The sequence below is a fragment of the Eoetvoesiella caeni genome, assembly GCF_003315175.1.
GTDB classification, from domain to species: Bacteria; Pseudomonadota; Gammaproteobacteria; order Burkholderiales; family Burkholderiaceae_B; genus Eoetvoesia; species Eoetvoesia caeni.
In genome coordinates this window covers 287,012-305,129 of the sequence record NZ_QNRQ01000003.1, presented here as the reverse complement: position 1 = coordinate 305,129, position 18,118 = coordinate 287,012, and the positions used below count along the sequence as shown (strand labels likewise).

Genomic DNA, 18,118 nt, shown 5'->3' with positions numbered 1-18,118 from the left:
GCAATTACACCGCCACGGCATCCCGCTGACGGCGCGCCTCTTCCAATAGGTAAACCTGATAGTCGTCCAGGTCGCCCGCGAAGTCGCTCAGGCCGCCGCGCGAGACCAGCCAGAATTCGTCGCAGACCGAACGCAACAGGGCGCGGTCGTGGCTTACCAGCATGACCGAGCCTTCGAATTCGTTCAGGGCAACACTTAAAGCTTCGCGGGTGGCCAGGTCCAGGTGATTGGTCGGCTCGTCCAGCAGCAGCAAATTCGGGCGTTGCCAAACTATCATGCACAGTACGAGACGGGCTTTTTCGCCGCCGCTCATACTGCCCACGGCCTGCTTGACCATATCGCCGCTGAAATTGAAGGTGCCAAGAAAATTGCGCAGCCCTTGCTCCCGGCACTCCATGGCGCTGGGCCGCACGCTGGCCGGAGTGTCGCGGGCCAGGCGTATCATGTGCTCCAGAGGAGTGTCGGCGGGGCGCAGCACGTCCAATTCCTGCTGTGAGAAGTAGCCGATGTTCAGCCCCTTGCCGGTAATGATCTCGCCTGCAATCGGCTGCAAGGCCCCGGCTATGGTCTTGACCAGCGTCGATTTACCCTGGCCGTTGGCGCCCAGTATGCCAATGCGCTGGCCGGCCAGGACAGAACGGTTGACGCGCTGGACTATGGTGGTGGGTGGTGTGCCGGCGGGCGCGTCTTCGGACGGCGGATAGCCGAAGCTGGCATCCGACATGGACAGCATGGGGTTGGGCAGGCTGAAGGGCTCTTTGAATTCGAACTGGAACTCGGCGTCGGCCAGGATGGGCGCGATTTTTTCCATGCGCTCCAGCGCCTTGACCCGGCTTTGGGCCTGCTTGGCTTTGCTGGCCTTGGCCTTGAAGCGATCGATGAATTTCTGCAGGTGGGCGGCTTTTTCCTGCTGCTTGGCTTGAGCGGCCTGGCGCAATATCAGCTGCTCGGCGCGCATGTCTTCGAACTTGCTGTAATTGCCGCCGTAGCGCACAAGCTTGGATTGGTCGATATGTATGGTGACGTTCGTGATCGAGTCCAGGAATTCGCGATCATGGCTGATGACAATGATGGTGCCCGCGTAGTGCTTCAGCCAGGCCTCCAGCCATACCAGCGCGTCCAGGTCCAGGTGGTTGGTGGGCTCGTCAAGCAGCAGCAGTTCCGACGGGCACATCAGGGCGCGCGCGAGCTGCAGACGCATGCGCCAGCCGCCCGAAAAACTGTTCACCGGACGGTCAAGTTCGGCCACGCTGAAGCCTAGCCCCAGGATCAAGCCTTGGGCCCGTGCCGGCGCATCGTGGGCGCCTGCATCGTGCAAGGCCATATAGGCGTGCGCCATGCGCATGCCGTCGTCGCTGGCTTCGGCCAGGGCGACTTCGTTCTGGGCGGCAAGCAGGCCGGTATCGCCGGCAACCACAAAATCAGTGGCGCTTTGGTCGGTTTCGGGCATATCCTGAGCCACCTGGGACATGCGCCATTGCGTTGGTATGGAGAATTCGCCGCCGTCTTCGTGCAAGCTGCCGTTGAGCACGGCAAACAAGGAAGATTTCCCTGCTCCGTTGCGTCCGACGAGACCGACGTTTTCGCCGGGATTGATCGTGACACTGGCCTGGTCCAGCAATACTTTGCTGCTGCGACGCAAGGTCACGTTCTTGAGGGTAATCATTGGGGGTCTTTGTTTTTGGCGAGGCAGTGAAACCCGCTCGCAGAGGCAAAGATTGTAGCACCCAGCGCGCTGAAGCCGGTTTCACCCTGAGCGCCCCGGAAGCTAAAAGGGATCTGCCGGGCCGGTTCCGTTCTGAAAAAGCAGCTTGGTAATCATGTCGTTGTCGATGGGTTCCCCGGCGACGGTGCGCGATAGTATTTCCGCGCCCAGAGATTGCAGGGAAAACACAATGTCGGGGCCGACCTGTTTTATCTTTTTCAGGTGGGTGGCCGTATTCGCCAGGGCCACGGTACGTGTCTGTTCGCCGCAAACCTCTTTTGCCGCCAGAATAATGAAGGCATTTTCCGGATCGTCGTCGCGCAATGCCAGCACGTACAGGGCTTGGCTGGCGCCGGCTTGCTGCAGTACCGCGGTATCGCTAGGGTCGCCGACGAGTATGTCGGCTTGATCGGGGTAGGGATGGGTAGTGTCGGGCCGCACAATAACGGTAACGGCGTGCCCGCGCTCATGCAGGGTGGTATAGACGCTTTGCGCAAGAGGGGTGGCGCCGGCAATGATGATATGGTTTTTTCTCATGGGCCTGGATAGTTTGCCTTTAACGAGACGCTGTACATTGCCGCCGATGATGGGGCCGGCAATAGCGCTGATTGACGTTGCGAAAACAGTAATGCCAAGAATAATGATGGATGCCGTGAACATGCGGGCGACATCGGTTTGCGGCGTAATGTCGCCATAGCCCACTGTGGACATCGAGACGATGGAAAAATAAAGAGCGGTCATCGTGTCGGTGATATGGGGCCGAAAATCGCCGCCAAGGTATAAAGCACCGAACACTGCATAAACCAGCAGGAATGTAATGCTAAATACGGTGAACAGGCTGCCTGCGGCCAGGCTTGACCGGTCGAAGCGGCGCCAATAGGCCAGCAGCATGACGATCAGAACGACGGTATAGATTAGCAGTTCGAAGCGCCCTTCAGGCCGCCACAGGAAGAACGTGCAGGTGCAAGCCAACAATAATAACGACACGGTCCAGGCTATTCGCGCCTTGAATATCAGGCCCAGTGCCATAAGCTGCAGGCCCGCGCCCAGCATGAGGCGGGGAATTTCGAGCAGACCGAACGAGTCCAGGAAGACGCTGACGCTGTCAGCGTTCAGCCATCCGTTCCATCCTGAAGACGGATGCATGGCATAGACGGCCATGATGCCCGGCCGCAGCAGGACAAAGCCGTTGATGGCAACCAGCACGGCCAGAAGCCAGTGCAGGGGTAGCGTTTCGTGCCAGCGTTTTAGTTTGTTGCTCAAGAGCAGCAGTTTCATAAGGCGTTAAGCTTTCCGGTTTACGTAAGGCCGGGCATCAGTTTAACGGATCGACATTCTGCTGGGCAGAGACGCGGGGCTGCCTGTTGATATACTCAATATTGCCGTGCGGCTGTCAGCGTGTTTGCCAGGCGGCTACGACAGCGTTGAGGAAGTTTGGCGTTGTATCAGGCAACCAGGAAGTCGATAACGATTTGGCCCGGCTCGCGCGAAACATAGGAAATACTGACGTGCTCGCCGTAGTGCCCTTCGATCTGCGAAAGCAGGGGTAGCGGGTCATGGTCGTTCAGGAAACGCATGGTTTCCCCCGAGCGCAATGCCGAGAGCGCGCCGAAAATGGCGGCATGGCGAAAGCGTTTGGCAACTCCTCGAGCGTCGAATGGATAGATTTCCTGTGTCGATACTGGGGTAACTGAACCTTGTGTCATGATGGGTTTCCTTGGGTTTAAATAGATTTTTACAACCAGGGGCAATGCGCTTTTTAATTATAGGTAGGACGGTGTGCGACAAGCCTTCGAACCATATTGGCATTAAGGTTTATTGAAAATATATCTTTTACAAAAAAGGCCATATCACCAGGTGTGGCTCTCGGCATTTATCGAGGTTCGGACGGTATAGTTGTTCGATCCGTCCCATCATGCCCTTGTTCAGTCATTGTCCGGAGAAACCATGAGCTACCCAGTCTTCTTCAATCAAGTCCGCAAAATAACGGTACACGACCCTTTGGCCCAGCTGCTTGGTGCCAATAGCGACGGGAATATCGAGTATTCATACACTGATGCGGTCAAACTTGCCGGACACTCTTGTCCTACGGTGGCAGGCGCTTACTTGATGACGCTCAAAGCGTTGGAATCTTTATATAAAGGCCAGACACCGCAGCGCGGGGGGGTCAAAGTGAAGTTCCGAGATGGGTTGGACGAAGGCGTGGCCGGTGTCATTGCCAACATAGTCAGTCTTCTTACCGGGTGCGCTGCCGAAGGCGGTTTCAAGGGGCTGGGCGGTAACTATGTCAGGCGCGATCTCTTGATGTTCAACGCGCCGCTCAATGACCAGGTCCTCTTTCAACGTATGGATACAGGGGCTACGGTAAGCGTTAGCTATCATCCGGAAATTGTGCCCTTGGAGCCTTCGGTGATGGGGCTTTTGCGAAAAATTCTGGCGGGCCAGGCGCAGGCTGGCGAAAAAGAAGAGTTTGCCAATGGGTGGCAAGACCGCGTCAGGAGAATCCTGGAGCAAATCGACAACCCTGAGCTTGTAGTTTGCTCGTAACGCACACGGTAAGCCCCATATCGTCATTGTGGGGTGGCGCGACTGGTTGAATACTCGCTACGCCATAATTTGCTTGCAATGCTTCAGGTATCTTCGCCTTTGCCTTGGTGTTTTTTCTCCGCTTCCGGTTCGAACAGGCTAAGTATGGTCCAACCCGCCTCGGGTACCAAAGTATGTTCGACCGTAAACGGCTCGGCATAGCCCTTGGGGTTTATCGCAAATAACGGAATGATTCCGTTGTCGTGGCTGTCCAGATACTGTTCAAAGCTGAAGTTGTCGCTTAGTGTGGTGGAGTGAATGGCGGAGCCTTGGGCCAGTAAACCTGCCAGTCGCCAGTAGTTTAGATCTTTCGCAAACAGCGTCTGTCCACCATGCGCGGATGCTATTTGATGTTTGTTGGCCGTGTCAGCTGCTTCGCCCATATTGGGTAGCGAATAGCTTGCGTTTTTGCCGAATTCGTCGCGATAGCGGGTGGCGACGAGTTCGTTGAAGTGAACGCCGGCGCCCAGCGCCAGCAGGCGCCCTATGCCTGTCAGGTCGAGGTTGCGCTTGGCGTGTTCGGAGACTGGGCTGCCGTAATAGGTGGGCAAGCCTGCCATTCGAGCCTTGGCGATATTGTCCCAGTCGCTGTCGCATAAGCGCACTGGCACGTCGGCTTTTTGAAGGGCGGCGGCGACGACCCGGGCAACAGGGTTGGCGCCCGAAATCAGGAATCCCACGGGCTCGGGCTCGACGAGACCCAGCGCCAGGGCAACGGGGCGGGCCGTGATGCTTTGCAAAATGACGGTGCCAATAATGACCACGAAGGTCAGCGGCAAAAGTTTGTCTGCATGCGGCACGTTCAGCGCTTCCAGTTTCAGGGCGAACAGCGCCGAGACGGCAGCCGCCACGATTCCGCGCGGCGCTATCCACGCCAGCAGCACGCGTTCGCGCCATGTCAACGCCGAGCCCAGGGCTGAAAACGCTACTTTCAGCGGCCGCGCTATAACGAGCATGACGGCAAGTACGGCCCCGGCTTCCCAGCCCAGGGAACTCAGGCTTTCAAAGTCCATGCGTGCGGCCAGCACGATAAACAGGACCGACAGCAGCAAAAGACTGAGCGTTTCTTTGAACTCCAGGATTTCTTCGGTGGGCACGCCTTTGCTGTTGGCCATCCAGATGCCCATGATGGTGACGCACAGCAGGCCCGATTCGTGCTGCAGCTCGTTCGACACGGCAAAGGCGCCGAACATCAAGGCCAGTACCGTTACATTGACCAGATAATCGGCCAGCCAGTTTCGGCGGGTGATTTCACTGACAATGAAACCAGCGGCAATCCCGGCCAGGACACCCACCACTACTGTTTGCCCGAATACCAGCAGGGCGTGTTCCCAGGCGTCGTTGTGAGAAAGCGCGTTGGTCAATTCGTAAGCCAGAACGGCCAACAGCGCGCCGATGGGGTCGATGATTATCCCCTCCCAGCGCAAGGTATTGGCCACTGACGCAACGGGGCGGACCGTACGCAGCAGGGGTGTAATGACTGTCGGCCCGGTGACAACGGTAATTGCCCCGAACAGCAATGCGATGTGCCACGAGAAGCCCATGATCCAGTGAGCTGCGGCCGTCGTGATTGCCCAGGTGATCAGCATGCCGGTACTGACCAGCCGGCGCACGACTTTTTCGAGCCCGCGTATTTCCCGGAACTGAAGCGTCAGGCTGCCCTCGAACAAGATGACGGCAACCGACATGGAGACAAAGGGAAACAGCAAATTCCCGAATAGGGCGTCTGGATCCAGCCAGCCCATGACCGGCCCGGCAAACAGCCCTGCAAGTAAAAGGAACAGGATGGCCGGCAGGCGCAGCTTCCAGGCAAGCCACTGGCAGGCCATGGCGGCCATGGCGATGCTCGCCAGTATCATGATGTTGTGCTCGCCCATGCTCGGCTTGTCCTGTAAAACAAAGAGGGTCAAAGAACTTTCGCTGCAGTTGCCGACTATATGGATCGCTACACGGGCTGCAGGTTCGCTGCTGCTGAACCGAAGCGCAGCAAACGGAGCTTATTCTGCGACAAGAGCAATGCGCAGTCAATTAAACTCCGTATCGTCGGCATGTTCGCCAGTCGCTCATGCAGTGGCCGTCTTTGGCGGCATCAATTCGGGTGCCCGACAATATTGGTTAAACTAATAAGTTGCCATCCACCCACATCTTCGGCTTAGCCGCAACTCATGTCATCTTCAAATGAAGTCCGTCCAGGGCAGTCCATTGAGCTATTGAAGGAACTGCACATCCTTACGCGCGACGGCAAAATGAACCAGGACAGCCGCCGCAAGCTCAAGCAGGTTTACCACCTGTTCCAGTTTATCGAGCCTTTGCTTAAAGACCTGAAGCGGGATAGCGAGGGCGTTACCCTGGTGGATCACGGTTCGGGCAAGTCGTATTTGGGATTCATTCTGTACGACCTTTTTTTCAAGCAATTGCAAGACCGCTCGCACTTGTACGGCATCGAAACACGCGAAGAGCTGGTAAAGAGCGCCACTGATCTGGCGCAGCGGCTGGGGTTTCCAGGCATGTCGTTCTTGAATCTGTCGGTGGCCGACTCGATTACATCGGACCGGTTGCCGGCCAACGTGGACATGGTGACGGCGCTGCATGCCTGCAATACCGCCACCGATGACGCCATACGGTTCGCCCTGCACAAACACGCCAAGTATATTGTTGTCGTTCCTTGCTGTCAGGCCGAGGTGGCCAGCGTATTGCGCAGCAAAAAAGCCATGTCGCTGGGAGCAGGCGCACTGGCCGAACTGTGGCGCCATCCGCTGCACACACGTGAATTCGGCAGCCAGGCAACCAATGTGCTGCGCAGCCTGCAACTGGAAGCCCATGGCTACCAAGTAACCGTGACCGAGTTGGTAGGTTGGGAGCACTCGATGAAAAATGAGCTGATCATTGCCACCTACAAGAATCTGCCGCGGCGCAAGGCTACAGAACGGCTCGACAACTTGCTAAAGATGTTGGGCCTGGAAGAAATGCGCGATCGCTTTTTTGCGCCGGAACCGGCTGCAGCCGAACGGGCGGTTTAATCTCTGGAAGCCGTCGGGTTTGAGGCCGTGGTCCAGCGCCGGCCCTTACGCCGCGCGCGACAGTCTTGAAAGCAGCTTGTCCAATTGATTGGCAAAGGCCTTTCGGTCTGCCTGGCTGAAGCTTTTTGGCCCGCCTGTGTCGACGCCGCTGCTGCGTAGCTCTTCCATCATGTCGCGGATGGCCAGTCTTTCTTTGATTGTTTCGGGGGAATACAGCTCACCGCGCGGGTTCAGGGCCAGGGCTTTTTTTTCCAGGACTTCGGCGGCCAGGGGGATGTCGGCAGTAACGACCAGATCTCCCGGACTGGCCTGTTCGACGATGTAGGCATCGGCAACGTCAAATCCCCTGGGTACCTGGCGCGCCTTGATGAACTGCGACGGTGGCGTATTGAGCATCTGGTTTGCAACCAGCGTCGTGGCTATTTTCCAGCGCTCCGCCGCCCGGTACAGAATGTCCTTGATGACCGCCGGACAGGCATCGGCGTCAACCCAGATTTGCATTGGCTTCCTGGCTTGCCAGGGCAAGTTCCAGCAGTTCGCCTATAACCTGGTCCGTGCTCTGGCCCTGTGCGCTGGCGCGGCTGCGTATGGTTTCAATTACTGTTTGCTTGATTTTTACCGGAAACGACACCAGCCCTTGGGCTTGGTCCAGCTTGCGCTGTTGGCGCCGGTCGACGGCTGGGGCGTTGGCGTCGGCGGAAAAACGCGCGGGGGTACCGCCTTGTTTCATTTTTCCAAGCAATTTAAGGGCTTTGTTCTTTTCCAGATCGGTCTTTTTCATTGGGATTTGCCCGGTTGCATGTGTGTGGGGCATTGTACGGTATGCCGGGCTCGGCGGAGCGCGGCATACCTCCTGGCGAAGTCCCGGCTTGAATTGACTGGTTTGCGCGGCAGTAGCGGCCTAAGCCGCCACCGCGGCTGGCGACTAAAGGCTGCTGGCTATGATCGCCAGGATGCCGCCGAGCACGGCGATGAGCAGCGCCTGTTTCAAGCTGACCGGACGCTGGCTGAACGGGATGGTATTGGCGGCTGATGGATAGGGCACTGATTTGCTGTTTTTATACACGGTATTCTCCGAATATAGACAGGCTACGTTGGAATCATAGGAAGTTCGGACGTCCGGGACTATTGACCGAATGTCCTGGCCACGGGTCCTACGAGGGCTCGGGCTTGAGCGAACGCAAGTAGGTGATCAGTGCGTTCATGTCCGAGTCGTTGATGTTTTTGTACCACCCGAACGCCATGATGGGCTTCAGGTGATGGCCATTTTTGTCGATGCCGGTGCGGATCGTCTGGGCAATCTGCGCGTCGGTCCAGTCTTTAAGCCCATTTTCGTGCGGGGTCAGGTTGGCACTTAGCGTTGTGCTGCCGTCTGGGCCAGGAAATACCTGGCCGCCCGCGCCCAATCGTGACGTAACCAGCATGCCCTTGTTGTCGCGCGGAGTGTGGCATTCCATGCAGTGGCCGATGTTGGCCAGATATTGGCCGTATTTCAAAGTGTCGGCCGCGTCGGGCGCCTGGACCGGCGCCAGCGGCGGGCCATAGTTGGGCGGCAGCGGGAAGTTGTAGGTGGACTTGGCCACGACATGTTTTACAGGCGGCTGCGCTTTTATGTAGGCAATGATGGCAGCCAGATCCGAGTCGGATATATTGCGGTAGAACGGAATCGGCATGGGCGGCCCGATCACGCTCCCGTCGGGGCGGATTCCTTCACGTATTGCCTTGGCAAGCTGCGCATTGGTCCATTTGCCTATTCCGGTTTCGGGGTCGGGCGTAATGTTGGGCGCGCGGGCCTTGAACGCGGCATCTTCGAACAACATGCCGCCCGACATGCCCTTGTCAAACAGGGGCTGGCCTTTGTCGCCCCGGGCTATGTGGCAATTGGCGCAGGCTACGACGCCTTCCATCAGGTATTTGCCGCGCACCATCTGGGCATCATCTTGCGCCCAGCCTGTCGCAAAGGGTGCCGCCAGCACAAGGCAGGCCGCAAGTCGTAAGGATGTCCGCATGGTTCCCTCTCTTTCTTTTTTTGGCGGCGATGCGAGCTTGTTTGCCGCGAACTTTTAATTGTGTGTGCTTTTGTATGAAAATGTTCAAGGAGAGAGATATTCTAGGCCCGCGATCGTCAGTCTTTAATAGGCCATATGGCGGATAAGGACGACCGGGCGGGCAGCTGTCTTTCCCTTGAGTTGGTTGGTATGGGAAGAAAGCGGAGTCGACTGGAGCGAGTACGGGAGACGTGCAGGCGCTTCGGGGAGAAGCGTGGCGTACACGCGGTGAAGCCGTTTACAGAACGGCAAGCAACGGTAAGAGCAGCGCTTATACCGCGGCGCACAAGAGCCTGCACTGCGCCCCTATGCGCCGCGCGCCGCGTTATTTCCCGGCGGCGCCGATGACCCCTTGGGCGAACCAGTTCATCTTTCCCAGTTCGGCATCTGGATAGACGCTGCCGTCCGCGACGCGCACTGTGCCGGCCTGGTCTTTGATAGGGCCGGCAAAGACGTTCAGCTTGCCGGAAGCGATTTCCTGTTCTTTGGCCTTGACCAAAGCGCTTATCTCGGCTGGTACGTTGGGGCCGAAAGGCGCCATCTTGACCACGCCTTCCTTGATGCCGCCGAAGTACAGATTGCCTTCCTGCGTGCCTGCCATGACGTTTTTGGCAACCTGCGTGAAGTAATCGCCCCAGTTATGGGTAATGCCGGTGACGTACTTGGTGGGTGCGTATTTCGACATATCCGAATGGAACGAGATCGCCCACACGCCTTTTTCTTCGGCCGCCTGGACCACGCTGGGCGTATCGGTGAAGTGGGTCATGAAGTCGGCGCCCAGGTTCATCAGCGTCAGGGCCGCTTCGCGTTCTTTGCCCGGGTCGTACCAGGAGTTCACGAAGATGACCTGGACCTGGGCTTTAGGATTGACGCTGCGGGCGCCCAGCAGGAATGCATTCACTGCCCACATGACGTCGGGTACCGGGTGCGGCGCGACGTAGCCAATGACGTTGGACTTGGTCATCTTGCCCGCCGCAATGCCGGCCAGGTAGCTGCCTTCCTGCCATTTGGCGTTGTAGCCGCCGAAATTCTTCATGGTGCGGTAGCCGCTGGCAACCGTGTAGAACGTGCCCGGATTCTGGCGCGCAACTTTCATGACAGGATTCATATAGCCGAACGAGGCCGCAAAAATAAGCTTGCATCCGTCCCGGGTCAGCTCGCGTGCGACCCGCTCGGCATCGGGGCCTTCGTCGATGTTGGGTACAACACGCACGCTGACCTGTTGGCCCATGTTGTGTTCCAGGCTCTTGCGCCCCAGGTCTTGTTGATAGGCGAATCCGCTGTCGCCGACTGGGCCCAGGTAGATGAACCCTACTTTCAGCGGATCGCCGGCGGCGAGCGCCGCCGACCAGGGGAGTGCCACTACGTTTGCCGCGAGCATGGCCTTCAATACGGTACGACGTTCCATCCTGTCTCCTTGGGTTTTGCTTAAAGAGCGACGGCGCGCTCTGGGGGCGCAGCCGACGTGGGAAAAATTCCTGCCATCAGGGTGAATCCCTCAAGGCGCTTGATCCTGTCGGTCCAGCGCCGCACGGCCGGGTAGTCGATGAGCGGGACATCCGCCTCGTCGGACAGCATTACATAGGGAAAGCAGGCGATGTCGGCAATGCTGGCGTGGTCTGCAGTGCATAGCCATTGCCGGCCCTGGCTTTCTTCGAACCATAAATGCTCGTCCAGGATGCGCAGCAGTTGGTGGGCGCGCTGACGGCATTGTTCGACATCGAAATCGTAGAAAAACAGGTCGTGCATGCGGGCCGAGGAAATCGAGTTCGTCAGGCTGTCGGCAAAGGCCAGCCACATGGTGATCTTGCCCAGGGTTTCGGGGCTGTCCGCAGGGTACCAATTCCGGCTGAGATCATAGCGGCTGGCCAGATACACCAGGATTGCCTGCGCGTCGCGCAGTATCAGGTCGCCGTCTTGCAACGCCGGCAATTGGCCCAGCGGGTTGACCCGCAGGAAGGCCTCGGACTTATGCTGGCGCCCGGGAAAGAATTCGACGTTTTCAGTTTCGTAGGGCAAGCCCAGTATCGACAGCATCAGCCGCACTTTATAGCAGTTGCCGGACAGTTCAAAATCGTAAAGTTTGATCATGGTGGGTGCCTTACAGGTCCAGAACCAGCGTGCCCGAGCGCGCACGCGAGACGCAGGGCATCATGCATTTGCCGGAGGCTTTTTCTGCGGCGGAAAGATACAAGTCATGGTGTTCGATGTCACCCGCGACCACATTGGTAAAGCAGGTGCCGCAAACGCCTTGTTCGCACGAAGCTTCCAGTTCGATTCCGTGCTGGTGCAAGACGTGCAGCAAGGTTTCGCCGGCATTCACCTTCAGTTCCCGTCCCGAGCGGTCCAACCGCACGGTAAACGGCGTGCCGGTTACGGCAGGTGCATCGTTCTTGAAATATTCAAAGTGAATGTCGCTGTCTTCCATGCCGCCGGCCAACGCTGTGCTCTTGACGGACTCGAGCATAGGACTGGGTCCGCAGGCGTAGACCTTGGACTGCCCCAAAGCCCGGGAGCCGAGAATTTCGTCAAGCTTTGCCGCCGTTTGAGCGGGGGCCAGGCCCATATGCAGTTGCACGGCTGGACCCAGGGCGGCAATACGGGTCTTGAACGAAACGTATTCGGGCGCCCGCACGAAATAATGCAGTTCGAAGGGCTCGTCCATGGCCTGCAGGGCTTGCGCCATCGAGAGCAATGGGGTGATGCCTATGCCGCCGGCTATCAGGATGGGCAGCTTGCCGGACGGCACCAGAGGAAAGGTATTGCGCGGCACCGAGGCTTGCAAGACAGTGCCTTCCGTGGCTGCTTCATGCATCGATCTTGACCCGCCGCGCGAATCGGGTTCCAGCTTGATTCCGATAATGATCGAGCCGCGCTCTGATGGGCCATTGACGACCGAATATTGGCGGGTCAGTCCGCTGGGAGTGGTCAGGTTCAGGTGCGCGCCTGCGGCCAGGATGGGCAGGGGCTGCGCCGGATCCGTTGCGGCAAGCTCCAGCGAGATGACGCCTTCTGATTCCACCCGGCGGCTTACGATGCGGCAATCGAATTTTTGTTTTGCGGGGGCTCGCACAGGCAGCAGTTTGTACAGCGGCACGGCCTGACCGGCGTTATCTTGCGCGGCGGGCATGGGGACGGCGCTTTCCAGCCGGGCCCGCAACGAGTTCATCAACCGTGAGTGATACTGCCTGATTCGCAGCGGTTCGCCTTCCGCGCCCGCAATGACCGCATGCACTATGGTTTTGTCGGCCGAGGCCGGCTGCAGCAGAAAATACAAGACTGCCGGCGTTGAGCCCGAAGCGGCTTGCGGCTGGGCGCTTATTTCGACAAGGTAAGGCGTAATTTCGCGTGCGGTATTGGCTGTGGCCGGTGCTTCATCGAGGCTTTGCGCATCGTACCGATAATTGGCCAGTGCTTGGCGTACACAGGCGAGGTCGCGGTTGATGGGAAGGCTGCGCAAGCCGAGCCTTGCGCCGCTTGCGGCAATGGCAAAGGCCGGCCGCGCGGCCGCGGGGTCAAGCGCCGTCCAGATGAAGCCTTCATGTTCGACACAGGCGATAGGCGGGGCATAAGCTTTGGTCGGCTCGGCCAGCGACGGATGGGCCGGTACGTGGGTACAGGCGCCTGTTTGGCTGGCATAGGTCCAGCCGTGATATTGGCAGCGCAGCTCTTTGCCGTTGTTGATGCCCAGCGACAAGCGCAGGCCGCGGTGCGGGCAGCGGTTCTCCCATACATTTAGCGCGCCATGGTCGTCGCGCCAGACGGCAAGTTCGTATCCGAATAACTGGGCCTGGTATACATGGCGCTTGGGGGCTTCTTCGCTGCGCGCTATTGGGTACCAAGTGCGGGAATCTATGACTGCCATGCTTATGCTCCGGCCGTTGCGGTTGCGGCCATTCCGGTTTGGGCTACTTCAGGTTCAGAGTACGTGCCAAAAGCAATTTTGTTTTCGCGCAGCCAGCGCCGATAAACCGACGACATGGCGTCGGCCCGCACCGGAACCTCGTGGCGAGTTTCCAGCGGCATGCGCTTGGGCACCTGGTTGATTAGTATCATCAGGTCCTGGCCAAAGACTGTTTGCTGGAATTTGCGCAGTTCTTCGTCGCTGTTGACGTCGTCGATATAAATCATGACTGTATGTGCCACACACCATTCTTCCGACAGGGGCTGTACGAACAGGCCGATCACATCCAGCCTGTCGGGTGCGGGGACACAGGTCTTGTAGAGCAGGGTGGTGTAAGGCCTGGCGACCCGGTAGATATAGCTGACGTCTATGGGCTTGTCGGCGGTCGCCGAGGCGCGCGGCTGCACGAAGCGGCAGTTGCGGGCGTAGATTTCGTTGGTGGCGGCGTCGATTTCGACGTCGTAGGGCAGAACTTCGGTATAGGGTTCGGCACCCAGATAGCCGTCGTGCACGAAAGGAAAATGCCCCATGTCCAGGAAATTTTCGACCGCGCGCAATCCCGATACATGCAGGCGGATAGAACCGGCGCCAAGCACGCGGCGATCAGGTTCGTCGAATTCGGGGATGGCGAAGAATTCCAGGGGGTCTTCGCCCAGGCATACCCATACCGTGGCATAGCGTTCCGTTATGGAGCAGGGGCCGTCGCCTTCCGCGCGGCGCGCGTGATAGCCTTGGCCGTCATGCGAGTAGACGATGGGCACGCCCAGGACGCTGGTTCTATAAGACTGGTTTGCCGCCATGTCGGCGACGATCATGACGGGATGCCAGTCGCGCCATAGCATTTCATCTTTGAGCATGATTAGCCTTTGGTATTCAAGTTGTGCAATCTGGTATACCAAAATGTACGCTAGACAGATTCGCCTTGCAAGCCTTGAAGGTAAATAATAAATCCGCATGGGGAAAAAGTCGCAGTCCGGCGCGTGCTTGTGCGACGGAACTGCTGAAGGGCGCCGGTTTCGGCAGTGCGCAGGCGTTGCAACGCTTTGCGGGGGCCAATCAGCCCACGCCGGCCGCTTCAGGCATCTACGCCAATCTGAAGCGCGGTGGCCAGGTCGACTTGGGGAGTGGAAGCAACATCGAAACGGTAGCCGCGAATTACCAGCTTGTAGTGCGAGCCCAGCATGGCTTTGACCCGGTCCCCTTGTTTGTTGCGCAGGGCGTCGATCAGGCCGACGTGTTCGTGGCGCAGCTGGCAATAGTCGAAATCCACTTTGTACAGCGACGTAATCAATGCCGCCTTGCGCTCGAGCTTTGCGTGAATTTGCGATAAGGCTTCGTTGTTGAGGAAGCCGATCAACAGCCTGTGGTATTCGCGCCCCAACTCGTCGGACTCTTCGTGCCGTCCCTGCTGGAAGGTTGCTTCTTCGCGCCGGGTGTGGGCTTCAAGGATATCCAGTTGCGCCGGCGTGATGTGTTCGATCAAGTGGTCCACGACCCCGCAGTCAATGATCAGCAAGGTCTGGTACAGGTTATAGGCGTCGTCGAACGAAGGTTGCGCCACGGTGGCGGCCCGCTTGGGCGCGATCGAGACCAGTTCGTCCTGGGCCAGGTGCGAAAGGGCTTGGCGCACAATAGTGCGGCTGACGCCGAATAGCTGGGCCAGTTCGCGTTCGTTCAGTTTGCTGCCTGGCAGCAGGCGCCGGCTTTTTATGGCGTCCGAAATGGCATTGACGATGGAAAGGGTAAGCATAGGCGGTGGGGCGGCAGAAGCGGGGCTTTTGCGGAACGGCTCTCCGTGTCGGACAACAATGGCACAAACAAAAGCTCATGCACGATTTGAATATTGGCTATCCGCAGGATAATACAGTTTGTGTGGCGTTGCGTCATCTTTGGTGCCATGGCGAAGGTATGCCTTTGCGCCGGGGTGGGACGCGGCAGGGTCGCCCATAAGTAGGCGTATGATCTGGTTTTCCGCAACGAAGACTTGGGTCGCAAGCCATGTCGATGGCAGCATCGGTGCTATCTGAAAGGGAGCAAATGGTGTGAATACACATGCGTTGTTTACGTCGCTGGACATGATCGGGACGTTTGCTTTCGCGATCAGCGGGGCGCTGGCTGCACATTAGAAGAAGTTGGATCTATTCGGGATCATCACGTTGGCCTATGTGACGGCTTGCGGCGGGGGCATCATCAGGGATCTGTGCATAGGCGCGCACCCGCCCGCGGGTTTGTCGGATTGGCGCTATCTTGCGCTGTCGGTAATCGCGGCCGGCATGGTCATTGCCATCAAGGAGGTGGTTCAGAAGCTTTCTCACCCGGTACTTCTGTTCGATGCCGTGGGATTGGGCTTTTTTGCTGTTTTCGGCGCTCATAAAACCCTGGCTTACGGCCACAGTATGGAAGCAGCCATTATTCTTGGCATGATTTCGGCCGTGGGGGGCGGAGCTTTGCGCGACCTGCTGCTGAATCGCACGCCGGTTATCTTACAGAAAGAAATCTACGCCTCGGCTGCCCTTGTCGGCGCGGTATGCCAGGCCGGCGGGGAAGTCCTGGGCTGGTCCATGGCCTGGGTTCCCTGGGCCGCGATAGTCTCGTGTTTTGGAATTCGTTGCCTGTCGCTGTACTTTCATTGGAATTTACCGCGGTTTGCCCCAGACGACGACTAAGAATGCCCAGCCGTTAATTTTGCGGTCTATAGTGCGAACAATATATTAAGCACGGTGGCTACCTGGCACGTGCATCAATGTATGCGGCAGCGGCCGCTCAAGAGGGAGTTAATCATCATGGTTCAACGAGTACTTGTCACCGCGGGTGCAAGCGGTATCGGGCTGGCGATTGCCCAGGTGTTTGCGGCAGACGGCGCGCGCGTGCACATCGCAGATATCAACGAGCAGGCTGTCAAGGATATAACTGGCAGCAACGCCCGGATCACAGGGTCGATCACGGACGTGAGCGATCCTGATGCCGTTCGTCGGCTTTTTGACGATGTTCACAAAGAACTCGGGGGGCTGGACGTTCTCGTGAACAATGCGGGTATCTCCGGCCCGACATCCCCGGTAGAGGATTACGACGTCGCTGCCTGGAATGCGGTCGTCAATGTCAATTTGAATGGCACATTCTATGTCACCCAGCGGGCGATTCCTTTGTTAAAAGAATCCAGTCAGGCCTCGATCATTATTATGTCTTCACTAGCGGGCCGCTTTGGCTATCCAAACAGGGTTGTTTATTCCACGACCAAGTGGGGCCTGGTCGGATTCGCCAAAACTCTGTCGCTGGAACTGGGCCCGCATGGCATTACCTGCAACTTGATCCACCCTGGCGCGGTGGAAGGGGCGCGCCTCAACAATGTTCTTGAAGGGCGCGCCAAGCTTTCCGGGCGCAGCGTGCAAGAAGAAAGAGAGAACGCGCTGGACAATCAGGCGATCAAGCGGTTTGTCGACACCCGCGACATCGCGGAACTAGCGAAATTTCTGGCGGGCAAGCATGCGCGATCCATTTCGGGGCAGATATTTCCCATCGATGGAGACTCCAAGGCGACGCAGTGAGTGGCGGCATCGTGCTGCGTTTCTTCCCGGCTATTTGGACTATAGACCCGCTTCCCGGAACGGACTAACGTGCTTTGCCAGGTGTCTGCAATGAACTGTCGTTGACAGCAGGGCAGCTTCAAGCCGATGGGAGAACAAGAATGAAGAATTTTCTGGTGTGGGCAACTACTTTCCTTATTTTGGCTTTTAGCGGGGTATCGCAGGCACAGGACTCGGCTCGCGGGGCGATCATGCGCGTCACGACGCGTCCGGGCGTTGTGGTTCCCCTGTATGTGGTTTGGCGCAATCAGGCCGTGGCAACAGTGGTTCTTTTTTCAGGCAGCAAGGGCGGCTTTGGCAAGCCAGGGGACGACGGCTGGCCTGACAGCGGAAACTTCCTGATAAGAACAGGGAAGATGTGGGCAAGCCAGCCTTTCAACATTGTGATGGTTGGGCGCCCTTCAGACGGAATAGATTTAGGTGATGGCGCGGTGCGGATTGGCGCGGAACATGGCGCCGACAATGTGGCCATTTATAAAGCGGTAAAAAGCAAGAGCAACGTGCCGCTGTGGGTTGTGGGAACAAGCATGGGGACTATTTCTGCGGTGGCGTCGGCCGTTCATGACACAGACGGGCTGATATCAGGGCTTGTCCTGACTTCGTCGGTGACTTCTTCCAAGCGGGCTGGAGCGGTTCCAACACAGGATTTAAGCAAAATACGGGTGCCTACTTTAGTTGTTCACCACGAAAAAGATGCCTGCAAAATATGTGTTCCTTCTGACGCGCGAACTATTGCCGGCTTATTGGTAAACGCTCCGATCAGGAAAACGGTCATGCTTAATGGAGGTTCGGGCGCGACGGGTAATCCGTGCGAAGGGCAGCATTATCATGGCTTTATCGGCATGGAGAGTGCCGTGGTTGCTATGATCAGCGCATGGATTTTGCATCCTGCCAGTTGATACGTCGTGCTGTGTTAGCGGGGACAGTCCAGCAAATACATGGCAAAAAAGACGCCACCCTCGGCTAATGACAACTCTATACGGCAGGTATCGGTAGGAGCAATATTCATACTCATAGTTCCAAGGGCCATGGCTTGTTGGGCTTGAGTAGTGATGGTGCCGCTTTGGCTTATTTCGGATCGCCCGTGGCTTCCTTCTTTGGTTGCGCGCACGCGGTATTGCAAGGTCTGTTGAACTGGGCTTCGTATGTAGGGTGTGATGATGTTGTCTTTTGCTTTGTCGGCCTCGAGCCACACCTGTATATTGCCGTCGATAAACATAGGAACTCCTTAGGCTGGATAAGACAGAAGCGCGCAGCGCGCGCTTCTGTAG

Annotated in this window: 19 protein-coding genes; 5 read left to right on the top strand and 14 right to left on the bottom strand. The window is 57.7% G+C overall.

Features of this window, described 5'->3' with window-relative positions; all coding sequences use genetic code 11:
• Nucleotides 1–4 precede the first annotated feature (4 nt).
• The 3 genes from DFR37_RS07985 to DFR37_RS07975 form a co-directional block, all read right to left on the bottom strand.
• Nucleotides 5–1,666, bottom strand: a complete 1,662-nt coding sequence (locus DFR37_RS07985) for an ABC-F family ATP-binding cassette domain-containing protein (protein WP_113932695.1) — start codon at nt 1,664–1,666, stop codon at nt 5–7.
• 102 nt (nt 1,667–1,768) lie between these two features.
• Entirely contained in the window at nt 1,769–2,977 is a 1,209-nt protein-coding gene (kch, locus tag DFR37_RS07980) for a voltage-gated potassium channel protein (protein ID WP_379881378.1), read from the bottom strand.
• A gap of 173 nt (nt 2,978–3,150) precedes the next feature.
• Nucleotides 3,151–3,411: a DUF2249 domain-containing protein gene (locus DFR37_RS07975; RefSeq protein ID WP_113932693.1), complete on the bottom strand. Its 261-nt coding sequence runs from the start codon at nt 3,409–3,411 to the stop codon at nt 3,151–3,153.
• Nucleotides 3,412–3,601: 190 nt separating this feature from the next.
• Here DFR37_RS07975 and DFR37_RS07970 point away from each other — a divergent pair, with 190 nt between their 5' ends.
• A complete protein-coding gene (locus tag DFR37_RS07970; protein ID WP_242341749.1) occupies nt 3,602–4,252 on the top strand; it encodes a hypothetical protein in 651 nt (216 codons plus the stop codon).
• A gap of 83 nt (nt 4,253–4,335) precedes the next feature.
• Here DFR37_RS07970 and DFR37_RS07965 read toward each other — a convergent pair whose 3' ends face one another.
• Nucleotides 4,336–6,168, bottom strand: coding sequence for a cation:proton antiporter (locus tag DFR37_RS07965; protein ID WP_113932691.1), 1,833 nt, complete (start codon nt 6,166–6,168; stop codon nt 4,336–4,338).
• Between the two features lie 288 nt (nt 6,169–6,456).
• Between DFR37_RS07965 and DFR37_RS07960 the strand changes: the two genes are divergently transcribed.
• Entirely contained in the window at nt 6,457–7,311 is an 855-nt protein-coding gene (locus DFR37_RS07960) for a class I SAM-dependent methyltransferase (RefSeq protein ID WP_113932690.1), read from the top strand.
• 45 nt (nt 7,312–7,356) lie between these two features.
• Here DFR37_RS07960 and DFR37_RS07955 read toward each other — a convergent pair whose 3' ends face one another.
• The 9 genes from DFR37_RS07955 to DFR37_RS07920 all read right to left on the bottom strand — a co-directional run bounded on the left by DFR37_RS07955 (nt 7,357) and on the right by DFR37_RS07920 (nt 15,013).
• Nucleotides 7,357–7,812 (bottom strand): YaiI/YqxD family protein, encoded by a 456-nt coding sequence (locus tag DFR37_RS07955; protein ID WP_113932689.1) that lies wholly within the window; start codon nt 7,810–7,812, stop codon nt 7,357–7,359.
• The gene (locus DFR37_RS07950; RefSeq protein ID WP_113932688.1) at nt 7,796–8,092 is read right to left on the bottom strand and encodes a hypothetical protein; all 297 of its coding nucleotides are present in this window, start codon (nt 8,090–8,092) and stop codon (nt 7,796–7,798) included. Before DFR37_RS07950 ends, DFR37_RS07955 begins: the two co-directional genes overlap by 17 nt.
• 144 nt (nt 8,093–8,236) lie before the next feature.
• Nucleotides 8,237–8,377: a hypothetical protein gene (locus DFR37_RS22970; RefSeq protein ID WP_170139859.1), complete on the bottom strand. Its 141-nt coding sequence runs from the start codon at nt 8,375–8,377 to the stop codon at nt 8,237–8,239.
• Between the two features lie 88 nt (nt 8,378–8,465).
• Entirely contained in the window at nt 8,466–9,320 is an 855-nt protein-coding gene (locus DFR37_RS07945) for a c-type cytochrome (protein WP_113932687.1), read from the bottom strand.
• A 364-nt stretch (nt 9,321–9,684) separates the two neighbouring features.
• Nucleotides 9,685–10,767 (bottom strand): BMP family ABC transporter substrate-binding protein, encoded by a 1,083-nt coding sequence (locus DFR37_RS07940; RefSeq protein ID WP_113932686.1) that lies wholly within the window; start codon nt 10,765–10,767, stop codon nt 9,685–9,687.
• A 20-nt stretch (nt 10,768–10,787) separates the two neighbouring features.
• Entirely contained in the window at nt 10,788–11,450 is a 663-nt protein-coding gene (locus DFR37_RS07935) for a glutathione S-transferase family protein (protein ID WP_113932685.1), read from the bottom strand.
• Between the two features lie 10 nt (nt 11,451–11,460).
• Nucleotides 11,461–13,224, bottom strand: a complete 1,764-nt coding sequence (locus DFR37_RS07930; RefSeq protein WP_113932684.1) for a Rieske 2Fe-2S domain-containing protein — start codon at nt 13,222–13,224, stop codon at nt 11,461–11,463.
• 2 nt (nt 13,225–13,226) lie between these two features.
• A complete protein-coding gene (locus tag DFR37_RS07925) occupies nt 13,227–14,120 on the bottom strand; it encodes an aromatic ring-hydroxylating oxygenase subunit alpha (RefSeq protein ID WP_113932683.1) in 894 nt (297 codons plus the stop codon).
• Between the two features lie 218 nt (nt 14,121–14,338).
• Nucleotides 14,339–15,013: a GntR family transcriptional regulator gene (locus DFR37_RS07920; RefSeq protein WP_113932682.1), complete on the bottom strand. Its 675-nt coding sequence runs from the start codon at nt 15,011–15,013 to the stop codon at nt 14,339–14,341.
• 382 nt (nt 15,014–15,395) lie between these two features.
• Here DFR37_RS07920 and DFR37_RS07915 point away from each other — a divergent pair, with 382 nt between their 5' ends.
• The 3 genes from DFR37_RS07915 to DFR37_RS07905 all read left to right on the top strand — a co-directional run bounded on the left by DFR37_RS07915 (nt 15,396) and on the right by DFR37_RS07905 (nt 17,746).
• Entirely contained in the window at nt 15,396–15,929 is a 534-nt protein-coding gene (locus DFR37_RS07915; RefSeq protein ID WP_346724936.1) for a trimeric intracellular cation channel family protein, read from the top strand.
• A gap of 117 nt (nt 15,930–16,046) precedes the next feature.
• Nucleotides 16,047–16,808, top strand: coding sequence for an SDR family oxidoreductase (locus tag DFR37_RS07910; protein ID WP_113932681.1), 762 nt, complete (start codon nt 16,047–16,049; stop codon nt 16,806–16,808).
• A 140-nt stretch (nt 16,809–16,948) separates the two neighbouring features.
• Nucleotides 16,949–17,746 carry an alpha/beta hydrolase gene (locus DFR37_RS07905; RefSeq protein WP_113932680.1) on the top strand — a complete coding sequence of 266 codons (798 nt, stop codon included), beginning with the start codon at nt 16,949–16,951 and terminating at the stop codon, nt 17,744–17,746.
• A gap of 14 nt (nt 17,747–17,760) precedes the next feature.
• Here DFR37_RS07905 and csgH read toward each other — a convergent pair whose 3' ends face one another.
• Entirely contained in the window at nt 17,761–18,066 is a 306-nt protein-coding gene (csgH, locus tag DFR37_RS07900; RefSeq protein WP_113932679.1) for a curli-like amyloid fiber formation chaperone CsgH, read from the bottom strand.
• Between the last annotated feature and the right edge of the window lie 52 nt (nt 18,067–18,118).

Coding starts and splice junctions, on each gene's coding strand:
- DFR37_RS07910 (WP_113932681.1), top strand. CDS start 16,047: ATGGTTCAACGAGTACTTGTCACCGCGGGTGCAAGCGGTATCGGGCTG.
- DFR37_RS07905 (WP_113932680.1), top strand. CDS start 16,949: ATGAAGAATTTTCTGGTGTGGGCAACTACTTTCCTTATTTTGGCTTTT.
- DFR37_RS07940 (WP_113932686.1), bottom strand. CDS start 10,767: ATGGAACGTCGTACCGTATTGAAGGCCATGCTCGCGGCAAACGTAGTG.
- DFR37_RS07945 (WP_113932687.1), bottom strand. CDS start 9,320: ATGCGGACATCCTTACGACTTGCGGCCTGCCTTGTGCTGGCGGCACCC.
- DFR37_RS07975 (WP_113932693.1), bottom strand. CDS start 3,411: ATGACACAAGGTTCAGTTACCCCAGTATCGACACAGGAAATCTATCCA.
- DFR37_RS07955 (WP_113932689.1), bottom strand. CDS start 7,812: ATGCAAATCTGGGTTGACGCCGATGCCTGTCCGGCGGTCATCAAGGAC.
- DFR37_RS07950 (WP_113932688.1), bottom strand. CDS start 8,092: ATGAAAAAGACCGATCTGGAAAAGAACAAAGCCCTTAAATTGCTTGGA.
- csgH (WP_113932679.1), bottom strand. CDS start 18,066: ATGTTTATCGACGGCAATATACAGGTGTGGCTCGAGGCCGACAAAGCA.
- DFR37_RS07960 (WP_113932690.1), top strand. CDS start 6,457: ATGTCATCTTCAAATGAAGTCCGTCCAGGGCAGTCCATTGAGCTATTG.
- DFR37_RS07965 (WP_113932691.1), bottom strand. CDS start 6,168: ATGGGCGAGCACAACATCATGATACTGGCGAGCATCGCCATGGCCGCC.
- DFR37_RS07935 (WP_113932685.1), bottom strand. CDS start 11,450: ATGATCAAACTTTACGATTTTGAACTGTCCGGCAACTGCTATAAAGTG.
- DFR37_RS07920 (WP_113932682.1), bottom strand. CDS start 15,013: ATGCTTACCCTTTCCATCGTCAATGCCATTTCGGACGCCATAAAAAGC.
- DFR37_RS07985 (WP_113932695.1), bottom strand. CDS start 1,666: ATGATTACCCTCAAGAACGTGACCTTGCGTCGCAGCAGCAAAGTATTG.
- DFR37_RS07930 (WP_113932684.1), bottom strand. CDS start 13,224: ATGGCAGTCATAGATTCCCGCACTTGGTACCCAATAGCGCGCAGCGAA.
- DFR37_RS07925 (WP_113932683.1), bottom strand. CDS start 14,120: ATGCTCAAAGATGAAATGCTATGGCGCGACTGGCATCCCGTCATGATC.